Source organism: Parabacteroides sp. AF17-3, from assembly GCF_003635445.1.
GTDB classification, from domain to species: Bacteria; Bacteroidota; Bacteroidia; order Bacteroidales; family Tannerellaceae; genus Parabacteroides; species Parabacteroides goldsteinii.
The window spans coordinates 46,422-67,391 of sequence record NZ_QTMM01000013.1 but is presented as its reverse complement, the minus strand read 5'-3'; the positions used below and the strand labels follow the sequence as shown (position 1 = coordinate 67,391).

Genomic DNA, 20,970 nt, shown 5'->3' with positions numbered 1-20,970 from the left:
TATCCCGGTAAACTTCTCAAAAATGAGAAGTACGGAACCGGTCATCCATGAAGTTTCAAGCTGCCGGCAGTTGTACCAGGAGATGCAACTGGATGGGATGGTAAACTTTGAGGCATTCGAACAAGCAATCACCGGATACCATAAAATCGAAGATAAAACGAAAGAGATCCTTACACTGGTCGATTTCAGTAAGCCTTCGACCGAAGAGCGTTTTTATGTATTCGACATGAGGCATAAAAAATTATTATTCTCTTCGCTGGTATCACACGGAAAGAATAGCGGAGGGAATTATGCCACCTCCTTTTCCAACGAGAACGGTTCCCTCAAAAGTTCACTGGGATTCTTCCTGACAGAAAACACCTATCAGGGAAAGAACGGTTACTCACTTGTCCTGAACGGATTGGAAAAAGGGATCAACGACCGCGCCAAAGAACGGGCGATCGTTATCCACGGAGCTGCTTACTCCAATCCTTCCGTAATTGCTTCATCCGGCCGCCTGGGACGCAGTTTCGGCTGTCCGGCCCTGCCACAGGCTGTAAGCAAGCCTATTATCAACACCATAAAAGGCGGTTCCCTGCTTTTTATTTATGCTAACAATAAGAATTATCTGGCTTACAGCCCCATCCTATCCAAACGGCAGGTTGCTTCTATGTAAAAACCCTATCTTGCAAACGGATAAAGAAATGAGATAGAACTTTCGGGAGGTATCCCTCTGGCACTACAATGCGAATCCTATAAAAAAGGAATCATGAAAACCAAAGTAAACGGCTCTCCTATTATGGACATGCTAATCGCTGACGGCCAGATCAGACAAATCTTCACCTGATATCGCCTTTTCAAAAGATATACAGGACAGACTTCCGTCATTTATAAAAACAAATTATAAGCTATTCATACACATGAAAGATACGTTCCATCAACTGCCATTTCTCTGCGGAACTGGCATTCGGATCAGCTTGTTGAAAAACAGACATATATTCTTCCCACTCAGCCTGACGGGGTAAACCGGCGAGACGGCTGAATGCCGTATCCCAATCAAAATCGAGCGGTGTTTCCACGATCATGAACAAACGGTTCCCGCACAGATAAATTTCCATCTCCAGGATTCCGACACTTTTAATCCCCTCGCCTATTTCGGGCCAGTAACATTCCTGTCCATGTCTTTTCCTGTATTCTTTGATTAACTCCGGATCATCTTTCAGGTCCAGCGTCTGACAATAACGTTTAGTCGGGAAATCATAATGTTTGCTTTTGTATCCGTTCTTTTTATCTTCCATAAACCATATTATTTTTTAATTCGTTCAACAGGAACGATTACAGTACAAATGTAACGATTATTATGCAACCGAAATAAGAATATTTCTGCAAGGGATAAAACGATATCGACACCGGTTTCATAAAATACGGATCTAAATCGTTATCTTTACCCGCTCAAAAATAATATAAAAGATGAAGATCACTGCACCCCGGATAACTAAAGTATTAAAAGAAGACTGTACACTCGATGAAATGCTCCTGCAACCGGGAGAAGACCTGGCGGAATATTCTTTCAGGAATCAAAGAGTATTCGAATTTAAAACGGAAAATATGAGTATGCAGGACTGCCTGTTTACAAACAGCATACTGATCGGTTGCGGCATAAAAAAATCGCAGTTCAGTGATATCATCTTCAAGAACTGCGACCTGTCTAATATGAATTTCTCCGGTTCCGGTTTTCACCGTATCGAATTTATCGAATGCAAACTGATCGGGACAAACTTTTCCGAATCAGCGCTAAACCATATTGTTTTCAGCAACTGCAAGGCAGAATACCTCAATCTGAGCATGAGTAAACTGAAATATGTCAGTTTCGACCGATGCGACCTGCGAAACAGTTCCTTTGAGAACGGTCAGTATGCCAGCGTGAACTTTCATGAGAGTGATCTCAAGGAAGCTGAGTTTTACCGTACATCCTTAAAAGGTGTCGACTTCAGTAGCTGCGACATATCCGGCATCCGGATAAGTCCTATCATCGGCTGTGAATTACGCGGAGCAACAGTCACCTCTTTACAAGCATTGGAATTAGCCCATCTGCTGGGTGTTACAATTAAAGGATAATCTTCTTCAAATTCGTTATTTTGCATATTCCTGATGTCTTTTTAGCCAGGCAACTGCATAAGAACAGACAGCCCGGGGTTTCAATTGATTTTCTATCGCGTAGTCAAAAGTCGCTTTCACCAGTGAAGCGGCTATTCCCTGACCTTCCAGAGGAACCGGAACTATTGTGTGAATAATATCCAGATTATTACCAACAAGCCTGTACTGCACAAAGGCAGTTAAACCATCCTGTTTTATTTCAAAGCGATACTTTTCCGGATGGTGAACAATATCATATTCCATAATTTATTTTTTATCTACAAAACAACACCCTGTTATAGATAAAACAGTTTATTCGGAAATTAGTTCACCTGCCGGTTCATTTTGTCCGGATACAGGCTGCTTTTGTTGCTTTTTCTTTCCGGGATGGAAGAAATTCTTCACTTTTGTAAAGAAGCCGGAGACTCCTTTGGCAACATCCTGCACCTTTTTAGAAACACCGACCGACTCCGTCAATGCCGGACGAAGAATTTGCCACAGATAATTAAATGTAGAATGATACGGGTCACGTTCTATCGTCAGATGAGAATGACGGGGCCTGTATGTTCCCTGTTCCGGATGGTCGGGATTATCATGTTTCAGCACCAGGTTAGCCAAACGCGACAGGAATTTATTATCGATCACTTCCCCGTTTTTCTCTTTCATTATTTCAGCCTTCAGATCCCTGTAAAGAAATAGCATATCGACAGTGGCACCTTTAGTGGAGGCTTCAGTACTGAATGTAAAGTCGACCAGCTTGCCACTCTCCACTTTAGCAAAGGCAAGCGGCGTGATCAGTTGGTTCAATGCAGTCAGATCAAAGTCCTCCATATGCGCATCCAGCAGGAAACGATCGTTCAGGGAATCGACCGGAAGCTGCCAGGTGGCGGTAAAATATCCTTTCCCCATTAATTTACCGTTTGCATCCAGACGGATATACTGGTCCGGATAAGATACAATATTGGTAAAACCGGAAAATTTCCCGTTCATTTCCGTGAAAAACAGTTTACCCGGTTGTATCCCTTTCTTTGACAATTCTTCGTAGACAACGGAAAAGTTATTTACACGGAGACTGTCGATAGCCATTTTCACCGGTGCTTTCTGCAAACCGGAATAGATCATCGGTACGATACGGCGGGGCACGGCAATCTGTTGGTTCTTGAAATTCTGAAGTTCGGCATTGTCAACCTCTACATTTTTTATCCGGACCACTTTCTCCGAGAAGTAAGCCGGCAAATCGATTCCCGACAATCCCAACCGGCCGACCTTGACATCAAACCAATCCTGATGCTTTGGCTGCCGGTAAGCAAATTCCATTTTCGGATAGGCAGAAACCAAATGGATATCTTCCAGATTCAGATCGGTATTATTCAGATTGACTTTTCCTATCTTCAATGTATAAAAACCATTATCCAACGGGAATGCCAGGTCTTTGGTATCGAACCGGACAGTCTTCAGCCCGAATGTCCGGTTCCTGACATTGACATGCAGTCCTTCAAGAAACAGGTTTGCCGTATCACGATTCCATACAGCATTGGAGACAGTCAGTTTTCCCAGTGAAAGGTCAGGTGTAAACCGACCGACAGCCTCATAAATATCATCCGACAGGACAGCGGGAGATTTCTTTTTTGTCTTTATCGTATCGGGAGAAGTCCCGGCCTGATAACTGACAACCGGATCAGATAGATTTATTGAACCGACAGAAAAATGCAGACTGTCCCACACGACTTTATCGATACCCAAGTCCTGAAGTGATACCTGTAACAGACTTCCGTCTTTTTTCATCATGCGAATATCGGGTGATTCGACATGCAGCGAAGTAGCATCCAGGCGCTGAAGCAAATTCTCTGGCAGACGGTTCAAACCGGTTGCATAAATCATCGGAGTCTCTATACGAAAATATGAATTTGATCCCATTTGCCATAAAGAGTCTTGCGGGAGCAGTTTCACGTCCTGTAACCCCAATATACCTTTTGCCGTAGAGAAATTACCTTTCCGGACAGACAGACGGTAGGCTTTTCCCGGCAAATAATTGTCGAAGTCTTTGAAACTGAAACCAAAATGATCACAGGCAAAGAACAGCCCTCCACTCCGGTTCGTACTGTCGTCCACCAGGAAGCGGGTAGCATAGAAATTAAAATCCTTCAGCTTATAGATTATAGGATCAGGAACGCTTCTGTCATTCAATGTTACGTACGCATGATTCAGATTGATCCGTTTAATAGACAAATATTGCAATAACGGGTTCAGAATACTTTCCACATCCGCCCTCGGATTTACCGGCAGCTTCGTTTCCTTGCTTTTCTTCGCATAAGACGGGGATTTATAATAATAGATAACCGGATGGTCTATCTTGAAAAGGTCGGCACTGATCCCTTTATCATAAAGCAATCCCCTGATACCGATTGTGTCAATGCTACCAGACATATAGTCTTTCCGGGAATTTACTTTTATAGGCTTTAGGCGGATTTTCTCTATATTGAAATCGCCGGACTCCGTATCCAATGCCATACGGGCAATATCGAAACGGTGGTTGCGTGCCGTCATCTCCCCGCTGATGCCGGTTGCTTCAAAGGCGAAACTACGGGAATACCACAAACCATGCTTCTCTTCCGAAACCGAATCAACCAGGAAGTCGTTTGCCCGGAAATTGAAGTTATCCAGTTTATAGACTTCCACTGAATCTTTTACGGCTTGCGAATAAGTGACTTTGGCGGCATCGATTCCGACAGTCCGGATAGAAACGCTATGCAATACCGGCGATATTATGTCATATAAAGATAAAGCCTGTACCAAAGAATCCGTATCGATCTTTGTAGCATTGCCTGCCGCTTTTTTCGCTGCCGGGGCATTAGCGGCCAGATTAAATACCTGAATGTCCGACGAAGATATTTCAAAAGAACGGGCTGTCAGATAATTCAGCGCATCCTCCCGCTTAAAACGGATTCCGTTGACTTCCACTGTCCGGACCTGTGCATCGACATAGCTGTCCGGACGTTGTTTTGTCTCCGTCCATAAACTATCCTGCGGAATCAATCGTATCTTCTCTATATAAATAATCGAATCCTGCGTACTGAGTTTTATGCTGTCTGTTTTAAGGAGAAAGTCGTTATTGGCTAGCAGCGTCTGCGGTTGGTTCGTCACAAATTCAAAGTTATCGCAATAGAGTAACTTTCCGCTCTGTGACGAGTTCTTATCCAACAGAAAACCGTAAGCGCGGAAGCTGACATCATCAAGCCCATAGACGATCGGTGTCACAGGATTCTCGACGGTATAGGATACGCTGGCGTTCGACAGGTTCAGTGTCCGTACGCTCAACACATTTATATAAGGAGAGATTACTTCATACAAAGATTTGGTGTCGGCATGCCGGACCTTTTTCTCCACACGCCCCGAATAATAAGAATCAAAAACTTCTATCCGTGGGTCTTTTATTTCAAACGTATTAAAATGCAATTCCTTATAACTCCACCGCCAGGTAAGGTTTACACCTTTGAAATCTATCATGCCGATCTCCGCTTTCACATAAGTACGGGGAAGGCTGTCAATAGCTTTCCACTGTTGAAACACAGTTGAATCGGGCATCAGCCTGATGCCTTCGATTTTCAGTTCCCCTTTCACAAAACCGATCGAAAGATCATCAAAAGAAAGATTATAGAATCCATCCGTAGCCTCAGCGGTACGCCGGCTCAATTCTACTTTCAAATATCTTTCCAGGCGGTTACTCAGATACAGGTTCAGGACAGTCAGAAGCACCGCCAGCAATCCTATTGCCGGGAAAATGTATTTTATGATCTTCTTGTTCCGTCCCATATCCTTTCCCTATCTATATCGTTGACATAGTAACATCGTGTTCCCTTATTGCGGATCACAGTATCATATATTATGATATTAGAATCGCATATATTATGAAAATAAAATATCATATATTATGATACACTTTTCTCCTAATATATAATACACCTGTTTTATTATTTACTCAACAATTTATATAAATATACTTCTCTATCATTTAGAACAAAGCTATCGGTAGAATGTTGCGAACGGATAAAAACAACCTCTCTATTCCGGATTGCCAAAGCAGGAAGGGATACTATAAACAAGAACAAACTCCGGAAATACTTTATAGCTCAGAACATACGACTTTCGTTCGGGAGTCCGGGTTTCAAACGCCCAAAGCTCTCCGAAACCGGTATAAGTAAACGGCTCCACATGCAGATGTTCTATAAAGTCAACATCCTGTTGCCGGATCATCTTGAATAAAGCCTCCTTGGCACACCAGTGGACAAGCAGATGTTCTGTTTCATAATCCGGACCGACCGACGCATTCTCTTCCGGAGACATAAAACGGCTACGTATCTTTAATACCCGGTCGGAACGGTATTCTATATCTATACCAGCAGCCCCCTGCTCCTGCAACAACACTGCCGCATAGCCATTCGTATGGGAAATGCTCAGTGATAAGGATGAATCAGGTAAGTAAGGAGCGCCATCGTCATGATAAGCGATCAGCAACTCCTCTCCCGCCAACTCTTTCAGGAGAACACGAGACGCCAGCCATTCCTGACGACGTTTTTCTGTTTTTATCTGTTGCAGGAAAGGGAGATATTCGGATGACTGTTCCAGCATCGACAGCAATTCTTCCGAACTTTCTTCAATCTTCCAGACACCCAATAACGGCTCTGTGTATTTAAACAGGGCAGGCATTACTTTTTCCAGCTAAAGGATTGTATCAACTCGATAATATCTTTTCTCAGATAATCTGTAACCGGTGCCAACGAATCGGCATTCGGTACACAATCATAATATAAAGCACCCCGAAAGAAGTTAGAGGTACTGTCGGTCAGCATAAACTGCACAGGAGAAGCAGACTCCCTATCCAACAGGAAAAGAGAGCCATACACCCGTTCGTCCGGATTGCTATAGGCTTGTTCCTTTACCGCTTTCGCCTGCTTCGCCTGGCGGGAAACCAGGGAACGCGATTCATTCTCTGCTATTTGCAAAGTAGAACGGGTGACGGGTAAATAACTGCAATAAATCTTTACACCCAATGAAGGATAAGACAAATTGATCCATCCTTCAGGACTTCCAATCTCCGGCAGCTCGACAATAGCCAACTGAGAAACATTGAATGAGTAGGGCAAACTGTCCAGAGGCAACACCTGATAACGTGCCTGAGGCGGCTCGATACGGAAATAACCACGCGGTTTCGGTGTATATTCCGTACAAGACACACAGCACAACAGGATATAAAAGAAAACCATGCCGGACAGAATCTGCTTCATCACTCCTCTCCTTCTTTCTCTATTTCTGAAATGCAGTTGAATTTCACTTTCAGGATTCTCCGGTTATCCATTTCCAGAATCTGGAAACGATACTTGCCATAATCTATGATCTCCCTGCGGCGCGGGAAGTCACCTTTTATTTCCAGCAAAAGCCCGGCAAGCGTTTCTACATCTTCCGTCAGTTTGCCGAACTCAGACGGGTCTGTATTGATAACACGGAAGAAGTCTGTCAATAAAATCTTGGCTTCAAAGATCAGGCTACCGTCTGCCAGACGGACAAACTGCTTTTCATCTTCATCATATTCGTCCGAAATCTCACCGACAATTTCCTCCAGAATGTCTTCCATCGTCACGATACCGGATGTACCGCCAAACTCATCCACCACAATCGCCATGTGAATCTTATTGGTACGGAATTCTTCCAGCAGGTCGTCGATCTTCTTTGTTTCGGGAACAAAGTAAGCCGGACGAATCAAGCTCTGCCAGCGGAATGTATCCGGCTTTTCTATATAAGGAAGCAAATCCTTTATATAAAGGATACCTTTAATATTATCTTCCGATTCGGCATATATAGGGATTCGCGAATAACCGGATTTGATAATGAAATCGATCACATTACGAAAACTGGTCTTTATCTCGATGTCCTCCATATCCAAACGGGGCGTCATGATCTCATCGGCCGTCTTATTATAGAACTTGATGATCTCAGCCAGCATCTCTTTCTCTTCCGGAATCTCTTTAGAGGTCAACTCCAAAGCCTTGGATAACTCATCGACCGACAAGTCATATTTTTTCTTCACCAGCGCCTTGTTGATAATAGAAGTAGAATTAACCAATACCACCGAAAGCGGACGACAGAGGCGTTCCACCATATTCAACACCGAGGCGGAACGGCGAACGAAACGGAGCGAATTTTTCTGTGCGTAAATCTTAGGCATGATCTCGCCGAAAAGTAAAAGCAAAAAGGTCAGTACGATTGTCTCAAGAATGAAACCCAAGACAGGGACAGCCGAGAAATTGATCAAAGAATTGATACCGTAGGTACAAAGCATAACCACGGCCACGTTCACAAAGTTATTGGCAATCAAAATAGCCGCAAGTAAATATTCGGAGCGGTCCAGTAATTTCCGGATCAACGGGTCCGAAGGCGAATTCTCCTCCCGGATGTCGTTTATATCACCCGGGGAAAGAGAAAAGAATGCCACTTCCGATGCCGACACGAAGCCGGACACCAACAGCAGTAAACAAGCAAGGCTTAACGCTATAACAGGGCCTGCTGTGAGCGCCTGTATAGTAACCTGATCGAATAAGCCCGATAAATAATAGTCTGAGTCCAAGGGGAACCGTATTAGTTAAACAATATCAGAACGGAAGATCATCCGCACTGTTTGAATCTGATGACATATCCGGTTGCGCCGGTTGCTGGTAAGACGTTGCCTGCTGTGTTGCCTGTGGCTGTCCGCCTTGCTGGAAACCTGTTCCGGCATTCGTTGCCGTACCGTCGGCCGGACGTGTGCCCGTATTATAAAATTCAATACGGTCTGCATGAATTTCAGTCACATAACGTTTCACACCGCTCTGGTCGTCATAACTGCGGGTACGAATCTTTCCTTCTACATAAACACCCGAACCTTTCTTCACCCATTTCTCAACAAAAGCAACCTGGTCGCGGCGAACCACGATATTGTGCCATTCTGTTCTCTCCGGCACAACCGTACCGTTTGCCAGTGTGTAACCTCTTTCGGAAGTTGCCAAAGGGAAGTTTGCAACGGCCGTACCGCTGTCGAAATAACGAACGTCGGGATCTTTGCCCACGTTACCAATCAATATGACTTTATTCAATGACATAGTTGTAATTCTTTTAATATCTTACAAAGAAACATAAATTCGATCATTCAGACAAATTTCCGTTTAATTTCTCCAAATAAATATGTACCAGGCGGGGGACGGCATAACGTTCGATATCTTCATACGGAACAGCCAGATACGAATTCAATGCGTCCGTCACTTTTTCGATCTCGACCCGGTAAAATGTCGTATAAAGAATCTGATGGGAAAGGACATGCTTCACTTCGGACATATCGACGGAAACATTCATCCGACCGGCACCGTCAAACAGTTTCCGGTACGCTTCCGTTTGCTGCAATCCGGCAAAATCCATCGGTTCCGCCGTCTCGATCAATGGGAATTCATAAAGCCCTTCCCAGATATCTTTTTTGCCCCGGCGCGAAAGCCAGGTTTGCCCCTTATATATAATGTATAGATAATGAAAATAACGGGGCCGTGTTTTCGCCTTGTTCTGCTTGACCGGAAACGCTTGCACATTACCCGAAGCATAGGCCATACAACGTTCCTTCAACGGGCAAACTTCACAATCCGGATTCTGAGGAACACATTGCAAGGCCCCGAACTCCATAACCGCCTGGTTATGCGTCCCCGCATATTTGGGATTCATCACAAGAGCGGTCAATTCCGCAAACTGTTTCTTTCCCAGTGTACTATCAATTGGCGTGTCGACCGCATACAGCCGGGATAAGACACGGTACACATTCCCGTCGACAACCGGATAAGGCTTATTCCATACGAAAGACACAATGGCAGCAGCCGTATATTCACCGATACCTTTCAAAGACAATATCTCTTTATATTCCCGAGGGAAAACGCCGCCAAACTGTTCCATGATACTCTTTGCGGCAGCATGCAGGTTACGGGCACGGCTATAATAACCCAACCCCTGCCAATATTTCAGCACCTCGTCCTCTTCCGCCGCTGCCAGGGAAGCGACATCCGGGAAGCGTTCGGTGAACCTGTAAAAATAGTCCATCCCCTGAGCGACACGGGTTTGTTGAAGGATAATTTCCGATATCCAGATTATATACGGGTCGGACGATTCCCGCCAGGGCAGCATCCTCTTATTCGTTTTATACCAGGCCAGCAAAATATGGCTGACTTCCAATTCGTTTTCCATTTGCGTTAAAATGTCCTGTTTTTGTAGTTTTGAAACTCTCAACTCGTTGATTAATGCAAACATACACAGATATAATGAATTGTAAGGAATCTTTTTTATTAAAAAATGGCGGGCAATTCTTTTCCCACTTAAATAAAAAGCTATATATTTGCATTCCAAAAAATTAATAGGTCCAAATCATTAATTAATTTATAGACATGACTAAAGCAGATATTGTTAGCGAGATTTCAAAAAGTACCGGTATCGATAAGCAGACGGTATTGAATAGCGTAGAATCTTTCATGGACATCGTGAAAAGTTCGTTATCTCAGGGTGAAAACGTTTATCTGAGAGGATTCGGAAGTTTCGTTATTAAGAAGAGAGCCCAGAAAACTGCTCGTAATATTTCAAAAAATACTACGATCATCATTCCGGAGCATAACATCCCTTCATTCAAGCCGGCTAAAACTTTCCTGAACGAAGTTAAGTAATTAGTAATTATAGTTTAATTTAAAATTTAGAAACAATGCCTAGCGGAAAGAAAAGAAAAAGACATAAAATGTCTACGCACAAGCGCAAAAAGAGACTGAAAAAGAATAGACATAAAAAGAAATAAGTCTATTGAGAAACTCTAAAGAACAAACTTAATAAGTGACCTTTTAAGTTTGTTCTTTGCGTATTTAGAAAGGTCTGAATTAAAAAACCCTCTTATTAAGTGATAAGTGAATTAGTAGTTGATGTACAACCCAAAGAGGTATCTATTGCCGTATTGGAAGACAAAAACCTTGTGGAACTCCAGAAGGAGGCCCGCAATGTCTCGTTTGCCGTAGGCGATATTTATCTTGGCAAAGTAAAAAAACTGATGCCGGGTTTGAACGCTGCTTTTATCGACGTAGGGTACAAAAAGGACGCATTTCTTCATTATCTGGACTTAGGTCCTAACTTCAACACCCAACAAAAGTTCCTTAAACAAGCACTTGGCGACCCTAAAAAGATGCCCGCCATTTCAAAAGTACAGATACTTCCGGAGATTGAAAAGGACGGAAGCATCAGTAACGTGCTTAAAGTAGGACAAGAGGTGTTGGTACAGATTGCCAAAGAGCCGATCTCAACAAAGGGTCCGCGACTGACTTCCGAGCTGTCATTTGCCGGAAGATACATCGTATTGATACCATTTGCCGATAAGGTCTCTGTCTCCACAAAAATCAAGTCGAGCGAAGAACGTGCCCGTTTGCGGCAGTTGATTCAGAGCATCAAGCCGAAAAATTTCAGCGTGATCGTACGTACTTCTTCCGAAGGAAAACGTGTTGCTGAACTCGACCATGAATTAAAGACATTAGTGAAACGATGGGAAGATAACATCGTCAAAGTTCCCAAACTGAAAGTGCCGTCGATTGTATATGAAGAAACGGCACGTACGGTAGCTTTGCTCCGCGACATCTTCAACCCGTCTTTCCAGAACATTTACGTAAACGATGCGGATGTTTATCATAACATACGCGATTATGTCAGCCTGATCGCTCCCGGAAGGGAAGAGATCGTACAGCGATATACCGGCGAATTACCTATCTTCGACAATTTCGGTATCACGAAACAAGTTAAATCGCTGTTCGGACGTACGGTTACGTATAAAAGTGGAGCTTACCTGATTATCGAGCATACCGAGGCCATGCACGTGATAGATGTGAACAGCGGCAACCGTTCCAAAGGGAGCGACGCCCAGGAGAAAACAGCTATCGACGTAAACACAGCCGCCGCCGACGAAATTGCACGCCAGCTTCGTCTCCGTGATATGGGCGGTATTATTGTGGTCGACTTCATCGACATGGCGGAGGCCGCCAATCGACAGAAGTTGTTTGAACACATGACTAAAGCGATGGCAAGCGACCGGGCCAAACACAACATCCTGCCTTTAAGTAAGTTTGGTCTGATGCAGATTACCCGCCAGAGGGTACGCCCGGCAATGGATGTGGATACAACAGAATCGTGTCCTACCTGTTTCGGCACAGGGACAATCAAACCTTCGATCCTATTTACCGACAATCTGGAAGGTAAGATCGATTGTTTAGTGAATAAGCATAATGTAAAGAAATTCGCCCTGCACGTACATCCCTACGTGGCAGCATTCGTAAACAAGGGGCTTTATCCCCTCAGTATGAAATGGAAACTAAAATACTCAATGGGTATGAAAGTCATTCCTAACCAAAGTCTGGGTTTTCTGGAATACAAGTTTATTGATTCCGACAAGAACGAACTCGACATGATGGAAGAAAAGGAAATGAAAAAATAAAAAATCCCCGGAGCGATACAGGCTTCGGGGATTTTTATGATCTTCCGGATTAAAAGAAAAGAAACAAAAAAAACTTCACCTGTTTATATTGCCGGTTTACATATTCTGCAATACGTTCATAAGCTTTAGCAATATGTATATTCACTGTCTTCTCACTAATTCCTAATACATCGGCAATTTCCCGATTCTTTAATTTATCAGAGAGCACAAGACGAAAAACTTCTCTACATTTGGGGGGCAAAGAATCAATAGCCTGTTGGACTAACACTTGATATTCCTCATCCATCAAACTTTTTTCTGGTGTATCCGAATCCGGGATCAGTTCCATTTCATACAAAGAAAAAGAATCTTTTTCCTGCACATACCCTCTTCTTACATAATGTAAAGCCTGATTTTTTACTGATATATACAAATAACGTTCCGGTTCTTTCACATGGGACAACGTTTCCCGCTTTTGCCAAATAACAGTAAAGACATCCAGAACAGCTTCCTCCGCCAGTTCACGAGAATTCAGATAATAAGCGACATGGAACAGACGCCGGGAATAAGTTTCAAATAATAACCGGAACGCTGTTTCATCCCCTCTCACTACACTTTTAAAAAGAGACATGCCACTCTCCTTCTCCATCTCGAATACAGTCTTTTTACAATATATTAGTCAGTAAATGTAATTAAAAATTCTTCAAGATACTACCTAAAGATAAAAAATGTATCTTTTCATGAAAGTATTTTATATGCCACATATGATATACAATACAAAAATACACAACAACCATAGATGTTAGAGTTAAGAAAAAAATGAGCATGTAAATGACTATTTATCGATGAATTTTGAATGCATCCTAAAAAAGTATATTTTTTTCATATCTTGAGTAGGAGTTTTTTACTTTACCTGTCATCTTTATTTACAAAGGTATCGGAATAAGATGAAAAATGAACAAAATAACAAAGAACTCGAATCACTGACAAAGCGTATACATTTTAAGTCTTTGCCATTTGATGAAAAACATATGTTCGATCGTTTAGTAGATAGAGTCAAACGACCTGTTGTCATATCCTATGCTGATAGAGGAAATTCCGCCTGGAAATATTTATCTATAGCTGCATCCATTGCCCTATTAGTGGTTACCAGTATCTTCCTAATAGATAAAGAACCAGAACGAGCACTTGTTTATTATGAAACAACAGCGGTTCCTGATGCTAAAACAAAAATAACATTACCGGATAGTAGCGTCGTATGGTTAAATGCAAATGCCTGTCTACGTTATCCGAGAGAATTCAGTCAGCAAATCCGTCAAGTTGAAATAATAAAAGGAGAAGCATTCTTCGAAGTCCGGAAAGATGAAAAAAGGCCTTTTATCGTTCAGACCGATGGAGTTGGAATCAAAGTATTAGGCACAACATTTAATGTTGATACAGAATCAGACAAAACATTGATTACCCTTCTTACTGGAAAAATCGGACTATACAAAAGTACAAATCAAAATCAAACAGCAGACCAGATACTACAGCCAGGTGAACAAGCGGTATATTTTAAATCGGATAATGACCTAAAGATTTTGACTATACGTCCGGAAAATACAATATCGTGGGTTACAGGAGTATTTGAATTCAAAGACAATTCATTAGAAGATATCATGCAAGAGCTGCAACGAGCTTTCCATGTGAAAATACATATCGAAAACGAAAATCTGAAAAGACAGACTTTCAATGCGAACTTTACGGAAAAAGAAACACTGGAAGAAATATTATCTGTTTTACAGATCTCCGCCCGATATAAAATAGAAAAAAGGAAAGGAGAAATTTTCCTCAAATAAACACAGAATGTTAAACCACAAAAAACAAACAATTATGGATAGCACATGAAAAACACTACTTAATTCAAAGAAACAGATACAAAAGAATTGGGAATGTTGAGACCATTCCCGAATTCTACATTGTTAATCAGCAGATATATACCTGCTAATTTTTAAATTAATACATACAAAATTATGGATAAAATTTCATTTATCAGGCAAAATCAGAAGGATTTTACCTGTAAGGGGCATTATACCTCATCAAAACAGACTTTTAAACACAAAATCAGTGTTACCGGACTTCTTTTACTATTTCTGTTTATCAATATTTCATTTATACATGCACAGACAGTAAAACTCTCCCTGAATAAGCAAAATGCAACATTTGAAGAGATATTCAATGAGATAGAAGAAAAGACCGGATATAAATTCGTTTATAATACTTCCGACATTGATAAAAATGAAAGGATTTCCATCCAAGAAACCAATCTTGATTTAACAGAAATACTGCGGAGTCTACTCCGCAGCAAAAGAAATATTTCTTTTCGCATATCCAATAAACACATTGCTCTATTCAAAGCACAGATCAAAACTATTTCCGGGATAGTTCTTGATGCTCAAGGCCAACAGATTGTAGGAGCTAACATTCTAGTCAAAGGCACTATAAACGGAACCATCACCGACATCAATGGTAAATTCCAGCTGGAAGTTGTCGAAGGTGACGTCTTACTAATATCCTATATCGGTTACAACACACAGGAAATCACTATTAATAAAAAACAGGATCTCTCCATTACTTTAGTAGATGACACGGAATTGTTAGACGAAGTTGTCGTTACTGCTTTAGGCATCAAACGAGAACAAAAGGCACTGGGATACGCAGTTCAGGAAGTGAAAAGCGATCAATTGACTGTTGCCAAAGGAGCAAACGTTGCAACTTCCCTGACAGGAAAAATTGCAGGCTTGAATATTAAGAACAGTACGGAATTTGCTGCAGCCCCAACTTTGACTTTACGTGGAAGCACGCCTTTACTGGTAGTAGACGGAATCCCTCATTATAATGTCTCCATGTCTGATATACCGGCAGATGATATTGAATCCATCAGTGTCTTGAAAGGTTCTACAGCCTCGGCACTTTATGGCTCGAGAGGTGGAGACGGCGCTATTATGGTGACAACCAAAAAAGCACAAAAAGAAGGACTGGATATTTCCGTGAACTCTAATACAATGTTTCATGCTGGTTTTTTAAAATTACCAAAAGTGCAAAACTCATATAGTTCGGGAGGAAGTGGGAAATACGCCCCTGGAGATTATGTATGGGGAGATAAGTTGGATATAGGCCGGGTAGTCAGTCTATATAATCCATCCACCTATGAATGGGAAGACCAACCTTTAACCTCTAAAGGAAAAGATAATTTCAAAAATTTCCTTGAACAGGCATTAGTCACCAACAACAATATCAGCGTTTCGCAAAAAGGAGAGTTCGGTAGTGTACGTGCATCTTTGAACCATGTGTATAATAAAGGACAATATCCGAATTCCAAACAACAGAAACTGACTTTTTCTGTGGGCGGTGTCATGGATTACAAAAAATTTCATTTAGATGCAGAGATCGCTTACAATAAAAATATATTCTCAAATAATAATGGAGCCGGTTATGGAATGGGGAGTTATATGTATAATCTGCTTATTTGGACAGGGGCGGAATATGATATCCGAGATTATCGTAATTACTGGAGAGAAGGAAAAGTGCAGGAAGAACAAAACTGGATGGATGATTGGTGGTATGACAATCCTTACTTTCTGGCCTATGAACGTACCAATCAACGCCATCAAGATCTAACAAATGGAAGTTTGAATATGAGCCTGGAACTGACCGATTGGTTGAAATTGGTTATGCGTGTAGGAGGTGATGCGTTCAGAAATAAATACGTGTTTAAAGAACCTATCAGCACACGAAGCAACCGCAAAGGAGGATATAGCTTGTCAAACTATTCAGGATACAGTACAACCGATGATGTGATGTTATTGGCAAATAAAAAACTGGGAGATTTTACATTAGATGGTTTTCTGGGAGGATCTTTATATTTCAGAGAAAATAATGAACAAAAATCTGCTACCAGCAACGGCTTGAATATGCCCGGCTTTTTTTCATTGAATGCATCCGTAGATCCGGCAACTACATCTTCTTCCGTGACTAAGGAACAAATAAACAGTCTATATGGAAAAATCGGATTTTCCTGGAAAAGCGCTGTTTTTATAGAAGTTACCGGACGTAATGACTGGGCTTCTACTTTGGCAAAATCAGAACGGTCTTATTTCTATCCTTCCATTTCCGGAAGCCTTGTTATATCTGAACTTGCCCCGCTGCCCGAGATTTTCAATTTTTGGAAGATAAGAGGTTCATGGGCACAAACCAAATATCCGACCGGAGTATATGATATAAATTCGACGTATAGCGTTTCACGTAATTACTGGGGTAATACGACTGCCGCTTTTTATCCTTCTACAATTCGTGACGTCTCATTACGTCCCCGTTCTTCCCGATCTTATGAAATAGGTACGGATTTATATTTCTTCAATAACCGATTAAAATTCGACTTGGCTTATTACCATAAACTTCTTTATGATTTACAACGATACGTCGACATGAGCTATGCCAGCGGTTTCTCAAATACATTGATAAATTACGGGGAAGAACAACTAAGCCAGGGAGTTGAATTTACAATCAGCGGCGACATTATCAAAGAAAAAGATTTTTCATGGAATTCTTCATTCAATTGGGCCGCCGATCGGTACTACTATGCAAAAGTTGACGAAAAATATTCGACCCAAAAACCTTGGGTGGCAGCCGGAAAAGATTGGAACTGGCTGGAAATGTATGATTGGGAAAGAACCCCCGAAGGACAGTTGATCCTCTACAACGGAATGCCAAAGGAAAGCATTTACCCCAGTTATGCAGGCAGTTATAACCCCAAATGGATCTGGGGCTGGACAAATACATTCAATTATAAAGATTTTACGTTGAGCTTCTCGTTTGACGGTCGCGTCGGTGGTCATATGTTTGACTACATGAGTTCTCGTTTATGGCATTCCGGGCGGCATATCGATTCTGATAACGAATATCGGTATGATGAAGTGGTAAACGGAAACCATGAAGGGTATATCGCTGAAGGAGTAAAAGTTATTTCCGGAGATGTCAAGTATGATTCTGACGGAAATATACTTGAAGACACTCGTGTTTTTGCTCCGAATGATGTAGCCGTTTCTTATGAAACTTATATGCGTTCTTATAATGGCAGTTCTTCTAAATCGAACTTTAAGAAGAGTAAAACCTTTTTCAAATTAAGGGAATTATCAATCGGCTATCGGTTACCGAAAAAATATTGTACACATATAGTGAAAGGGGCGGAAGCGGCCTTGGTAGGACAAAATCTATTAATATGGGCGAAAGGTTTTAAATTTTCGGATCCGGATGTCGATACAGAAAATATAAACTCGCCGTCTGTACGTTATGTCGGGGTGAATCTAAAGTTGAACTTTTAAAACAGAAATGACATGAAAAAAATAAAATCATATATCAACTGTTGTCTTTTGGTTGTAGTAATATGCATGACTTATAGCTGCAGCAGATTTGATGAAATTAATACGAATCCGGATTCTGCAACTACCGCAACTCCGGGAATGTTGGCTACCGGACAATTGAAAGAGACCTTGAGAATAGGTGGAAAATCTGATCCTAAAGGATATTTTTACGATATGTTCCTCACCAAAATGATCAGTTGGCATGAGGGAGCGGAAGATAGCCGAAAAGTCCAGTATAACCGGATAAACACAACCGGATTTGGAGTATACAATAGCCTGACAAACTGTCTTAAGATGGTAGAATTGGCGTCGGATGTCGATAAGGAGGCTTATCAAGGACTAGCTCTGTTTATTAAAGTATTCAGGCTTTATGACACAACGATGAGTCTGGGAGATATTCCTTATTCGGATGCATTGAAAGGAGAAGAAGGAAATATCAAACCGAAATATGATACCCAAAAAGAAGTATTCGTACAAATGTTGGATGACCTGGATGCTTCGTACACACATTTTTCCAATGCGACTCGTAATTTCGATGGAGATTTCGTGTATGGCGGAGATCCTGAAAAATGGAAAAGAGCTGTATCTGCTTTGCAGTTAAGGATATTGATGAGCTTGTCTAAAAAAGAGAAAGAGGCAGAACTGAACGTTAAACAACGCTTTACGGCAATCGTCTCTCAACAAGTTTTATTTGAGTCAAACGCCGACAATTTCCAGTTAGTTTACGGAACATTATCTTCTCAACTGTATCCTCTTTATCTTTCACGATTCAATTTTTACTCGGGAGTATCTGTAACAATAATAGATACTCTGAAAAAATATCAGGACAATCGTCTTTTCTTTTACTGCAACCCGGCAAAGGCACAAACCAAAGCGGGTATACCCGACGAAGACTGGGATGCTTATTTAGGAATTGACCCATCCCGGGTGTATAGTGAAATATTGGATTTATACACTGCCGATAGCATATCAAATATAAATTCCCGTTTCTTTGAAATAGACAACTGCCAGCCAACAATCCAAATGGGGTATGCTGAATTAAATTTCGTTTTAGCGGAAGCTTGTCTCAGGGGGTGGATTGATGGAGATGCAAACTCTTATTATCATAAGGGGATTGAAGCCAGTATGAATTTCGCCGCTGCTTACACACCTCTCGCTTACAGGCATAATAGAGAAATAACAGACGATTATATTCAGTCTTTCTTAGACAAACCCGAATTACAATTAGGTGCAAAAGAAAGTACTTTTGAAAACGACTTGAATAAAGTCCTCACACAAAAATATCTGGACCTGTTCATGCATAATACTTATACCTGCTATTATGATTTTCGTCGGACCGGATACCCTAAACTTCCCGTTAATCCGTCAACAAACATGAATACCGTTCCGGACAAGATGCCAATGAGATGGAGATATGAACAGCGGGAGTATGATTTTAACCGCGAAAACCTGGAAGAAGCGATTCAACGTCAATATAATGGTAATGACGATTGGAATGAATTAATGTGGATATTAAAATAAAAACAGACTTATGAAACTCAAATGGATAATACTTTTTTGCAGTCTTTCTTTAATATCTATGGCTGCAAAAACAAAAAAAGCTGTGTTTATTATTGTTGATGGTATTCCTGCCGACATGATAGAGCGTCTAAACACACCAGCTATTGACGAAATCGCATCCAAAGGAGCTTATGCCCGAGCTTATACCGGAGGAGAAATTGGAAGTTATTCGCAAACTCCGACAATTTCAGCAATCGGCTATACCAATTTACTTACAGCTACCTGGATGAATAAACATAATGTAGATGGTAATTCGAATTTGAAGCCTAATTACAATTATTGGACGATTTTCCGGATTGCCAAAGAGCAATCTAAACCGTATAAAACGGCAATTTATTCAAGCTGGACAGATAACCGGACAGTCTTGTTGGGAGAAGGAAAGCCGGAAACTAATTATTTGAAGATAGACTTTATATGCGATGGATATGATTTGGATACACTTCGTTTCCCGAAAAAGGAGAAAGACCTGCGCATTTTCGATATCGATGAGTATGTGACGGAACAGGCTGCCAAAGGTATAAGACAGGATGCCGCAGATTTGAGTTGGGTATATCTATGGTATACGGACGATGCAGGCCATATTGAAGGAAACGGACGTTTCTTTGACGATTACACACAGAAAGCAGATGCACAGATCGGCAAGATTTGGGACGCAGTGAAGTATCGGGAAGCCAATTTTAACGAAGACTGGATGATCGTAGTAACGACCGATCATGGTCGTGGCGAGAATGGTCATGGACATGGCGGCCAGTCGAAACGCGAACGGACTACCTGGATATCGACTAACCAACCTGTCAATGAGCGATTTAACACAGAGGGCTTGGCCATCGTCGACATAACCCCTTCCATTTGCCGTTTTATGGAATTTAATATTCCGCAACATGTACAATGGGAACAGGATGGAATCCCGTTTATAGGTCAAGTAGATATCACACAAATGGGTACTTCCCCTTACGACGACTCTGTCACACTTTCTTGGAATTGCCTCAATCCAGACGCAATGGTGGATATTTATGTTTCTTCAACGAACCAATACAAAGAAGGTGGCAAAGATCAATGGAAGAAAATCGCGAGAGTTCCTGCCAAGAAACAGATGTATGTGGTTTCTACCGATCAATTACCGGATTCTCACTATTACAAATTTTTACTGGAAACCCCCAACAATCATTTGAATCGTTGGGTACAATAAATCGGTAAATAAAAGTAGTAGTTTTTTCACATTGAGACACGCGAAATAACAAATTTAAATCCGTGTCTCAATGTCTCTTTTCCTTTGATCTGATTCCCGGCTCTTCTATTTATCGGAATCAGAAAAAGATTAATTATTCAAAATTATCTACCATATCTACAACTTACACTTCAGTCCATTGTTTATCAACTATCTACATAATT

The 20,970-nt window shown here is 41.5% G+C and carries 17 protein-coding genes; 8 read left to right on the top strand and 9 right to left on the bottom strand.

Annotated features, from left to right (window positions below; all coding sequences use genetic code 11):
• Positions 1 to 22 precede the first annotated feature (22 nt).
• Positions 23 to 655 (top strand): murein L,D-transpeptidase catalytic domain family protein, encoded by a 633-nt coding sequence (locus DWW91_RS17370; RefSeq protein WP_122328506.1) that lies wholly within the window; start codon positions 23 to 25, stop codon positions 653 to 655.
• Positions 656 to 887: 232 nt separating this feature from the next.
• Here DWW91_RS17370 and DWW91_RS17365 read toward each other — a convergent pair whose 3' ends face one another.
• The gene (locus DWW91_RS17365) at positions 888 to 1,277 is read right to left on the bottom strand and encodes an L-rhamnose mutarotase (protein ID WP_122328442.1); all 390 of its coding nucleotides are present in this window, start codon (positions 1,275 to 1,277) and stop codon (positions 888 to 890) included.
• 172 nt (positions 1,278 to 1,449) lie between these two features.
• Between DWW91_RS17365 and DWW91_RS17360 the strand changes: the two genes are divergently transcribed.
• Positions 1,450 to 2,097: a pentapeptide repeat-containing protein gene (locus DWW91_RS17360; RefSeq protein ID WP_048317523.1), complete on the top strand. Its 648-nt coding sequence runs from the start codon at positions 1,450 to 1,452 to the stop codon at positions 2,095 to 2,097.
• A gap of 15 nt (positions 2,098 to 2,112) precedes the next feature.
• Here DWW91_RS17360 and DWW91_RS17355 read toward each other — a convergent pair whose 3' ends face one another.
• The 7 genes from DWW91_RS17355 to mutY form a co-directional block, all read right to left on the bottom strand.
• A complete protein-coding gene (locus DWW91_RS17355; RefSeq protein WP_007653729.1) occupies positions 2,113 to 2,379 on the bottom strand; it encodes a GNAT family N-acetyltransferase in 267 nt (88 codons plus the stop codon).
• A gap of 48 nt (positions 2,380 to 2,427) precedes the next feature.
• Positions 2,428 to 5,928, bottom strand: coding sequence for a DUF748 domain-containing protein (locus DWW91_RS17350; RefSeq protein ID WP_122328441.1), 3,501 nt, complete (start codon positions 5,926 to 5,928; stop codon positions 2,428 to 2,430).
• A gap of 249 nt (positions 5,929 to 6,177) precedes the next feature.
• Complete coding sequence (locus DWW91_RS17345; protein WP_122328440.1) at positions 6,178 to 6,822, bottom strand: 4'-phosphopantetheinyl transferase superfamily protein; 645 nt, start codon at positions 6,820 to 6,822, stop codon at positions 6,178 to 6,180.
• Positions 6,822 to 7,400 carry a gliding motility protein GldD gene (locus tag DWW91_RS17340; protein WP_122328439.1) on the bottom strand — a complete coding sequence of 193 codons (579 nt, stop codon included), beginning with the start codon at positions 7,398 to 7,400 and terminating at the stop codon, positions 6,822 to 6,824. The genes DWW91_RS17345 and DWW91_RS17340 overlap by 1 nt, the downstream gene beginning before the upstream one ends.
• Positions 7,400 to 8,737, bottom strand: a complete 1,338-nt coding sequence (gldE, locus tag DWW91_RS17335) for a gliding motility-associated protein GldE (RefSeq protein WP_007653736.1) — start codon at positions 8,735 to 8,737, stop codon at positions 7,400 to 7,402. The genes DWW91_RS17340 and gldE overlap by 1 nt, the downstream gene beginning before the upstream one ends.
• Positions 8,738 to 8,762: 25 nt before the next feature.
• Positions 8,763 to 9,248 (bottom strand): single-stranded DNA-binding protein, encoded by a 486-nt coding sequence (locus DWW91_RS17330; protein WP_122328438.1) that lies wholly within the window; start codon positions 9,246 to 9,248, stop codon positions 8,763 to 8,765.
• A 43-nt stretch (positions 9,249 to 9,291) separates the two neighbouring features.
• On the bottom strand, positions 9,292 to 10,431 hold the full coding sequence (mutY, locus tag DWW91_RS17325) for an A/G-specific adenine glycosylase (RefSeq protein WP_122328437.1): 1,140 nt from the start codon (positions 10,429 to 10,431) through the stop codon (positions 9,292 to 9,294).
• Positions 10,432 to 10,565: 134 nt separating this feature from the next.
• On the opposite strand from mutY, the gene DWW91_RS17320 reads away from it, so the two are divergent.
• Together DWW91_RS17320 and DWW91_RS17315 are read left to right on the top strand one after the other, a co-directional pair.
• A complete protein-coding gene (locus DWW91_RS17320) occupies positions 10,566 to 10,838 on the top strand; it encodes an HU family DNA-binding protein (protein WP_005636204.1) in 273 nt (90 codons plus the stop codon).
• 224 nt (positions 10,839 to 11,062) lie between these two features.
• Positions 11,063 to 12,637 carry an Rne/Rng family ribonuclease gene (locus DWW91_RS17315; RefSeq protein ID WP_007653739.1) on the top strand — a complete coding sequence of 525 codons (1,575 nt, stop codon included), beginning with the start codon at positions 11,063 to 11,065 and terminating at the stop codon, positions 12,635 to 12,637.
• 49 nt (positions 12,638 to 12,686) lie between these two features.
• Here the strand turns inward: DWW91_RS17315 and DWW91_RS17310 are convergent, their stop codons facing one another.
• Positions 12,687 to 13,265 (bottom strand): RNA polymerase sigma-70 factor, encoded by a 579-nt coding sequence (locus DWW91_RS17310; RefSeq protein WP_122328436.1) that lies wholly within the window; start codon positions 13,263 to 13,265, stop codon positions 12,687 to 12,689.
• A gap of 298 nt (positions 13,266 to 13,563) precedes the next feature.
• Between DWW91_RS17310 and DWW91_RS17305 the strand changes: the two genes are divergently transcribed.
• The 4 genes from DWW91_RS17305 (at position 13,564) to DWW91_RS17290 (ending at position 20,767) form a co-directional block, all read left to right on the top strand.
• Positions 13,564 to 14,454, top strand: coding sequence for a FecR family protein (locus DWW91_RS17305; RefSeq protein ID WP_010800332.1), 891 nt, complete (start codon positions 13,564 to 13,566; stop codon positions 14,452 to 14,454).
• A 174-nt stretch (positions 14,455 to 14,628) separates the two neighbouring features.
• Positions 14,629 to 17,979 (top strand): SusC/RagA family TonB-linked outer membrane protein, encoded by a 3,351-nt coding sequence (locus DWW91_RS17300; protein WP_122328435.1) that lies wholly within the window; start codon positions 14,629 to 14,631, stop codon positions 17,977 to 17,979.
• A 12-nt stretch (positions 17,980 to 17,991) separates the two neighbouring features.
• Positions 17,992 to 19,539, top strand: coding sequence for a SusD/RagB family nutrient-binding outer membrane lipoprotein (locus tag DWW91_RS17295; protein ID WP_046147776.1), 1,548 nt, complete (start codon positions 17,992 to 17,994; stop codon positions 19,537 to 19,539).
• A gap of 58 nt (positions 19,540 to 19,597) precedes the next feature.
• Positions 19,598 to 20,767 carry an alkaline phosphatase family protein gene (locus tag DWW91_RS17290; protein WP_233584514.1) on the top strand — a complete coding sequence of 390 codons (1,170 nt, stop codon included), beginning with the start codon at positions 19,598 to 19,600 and terminating at the stop codon, positions 20,765 to 20,767.
• Positions 20,768 to 20,970 lie beyond the last annotated feature (203 nt).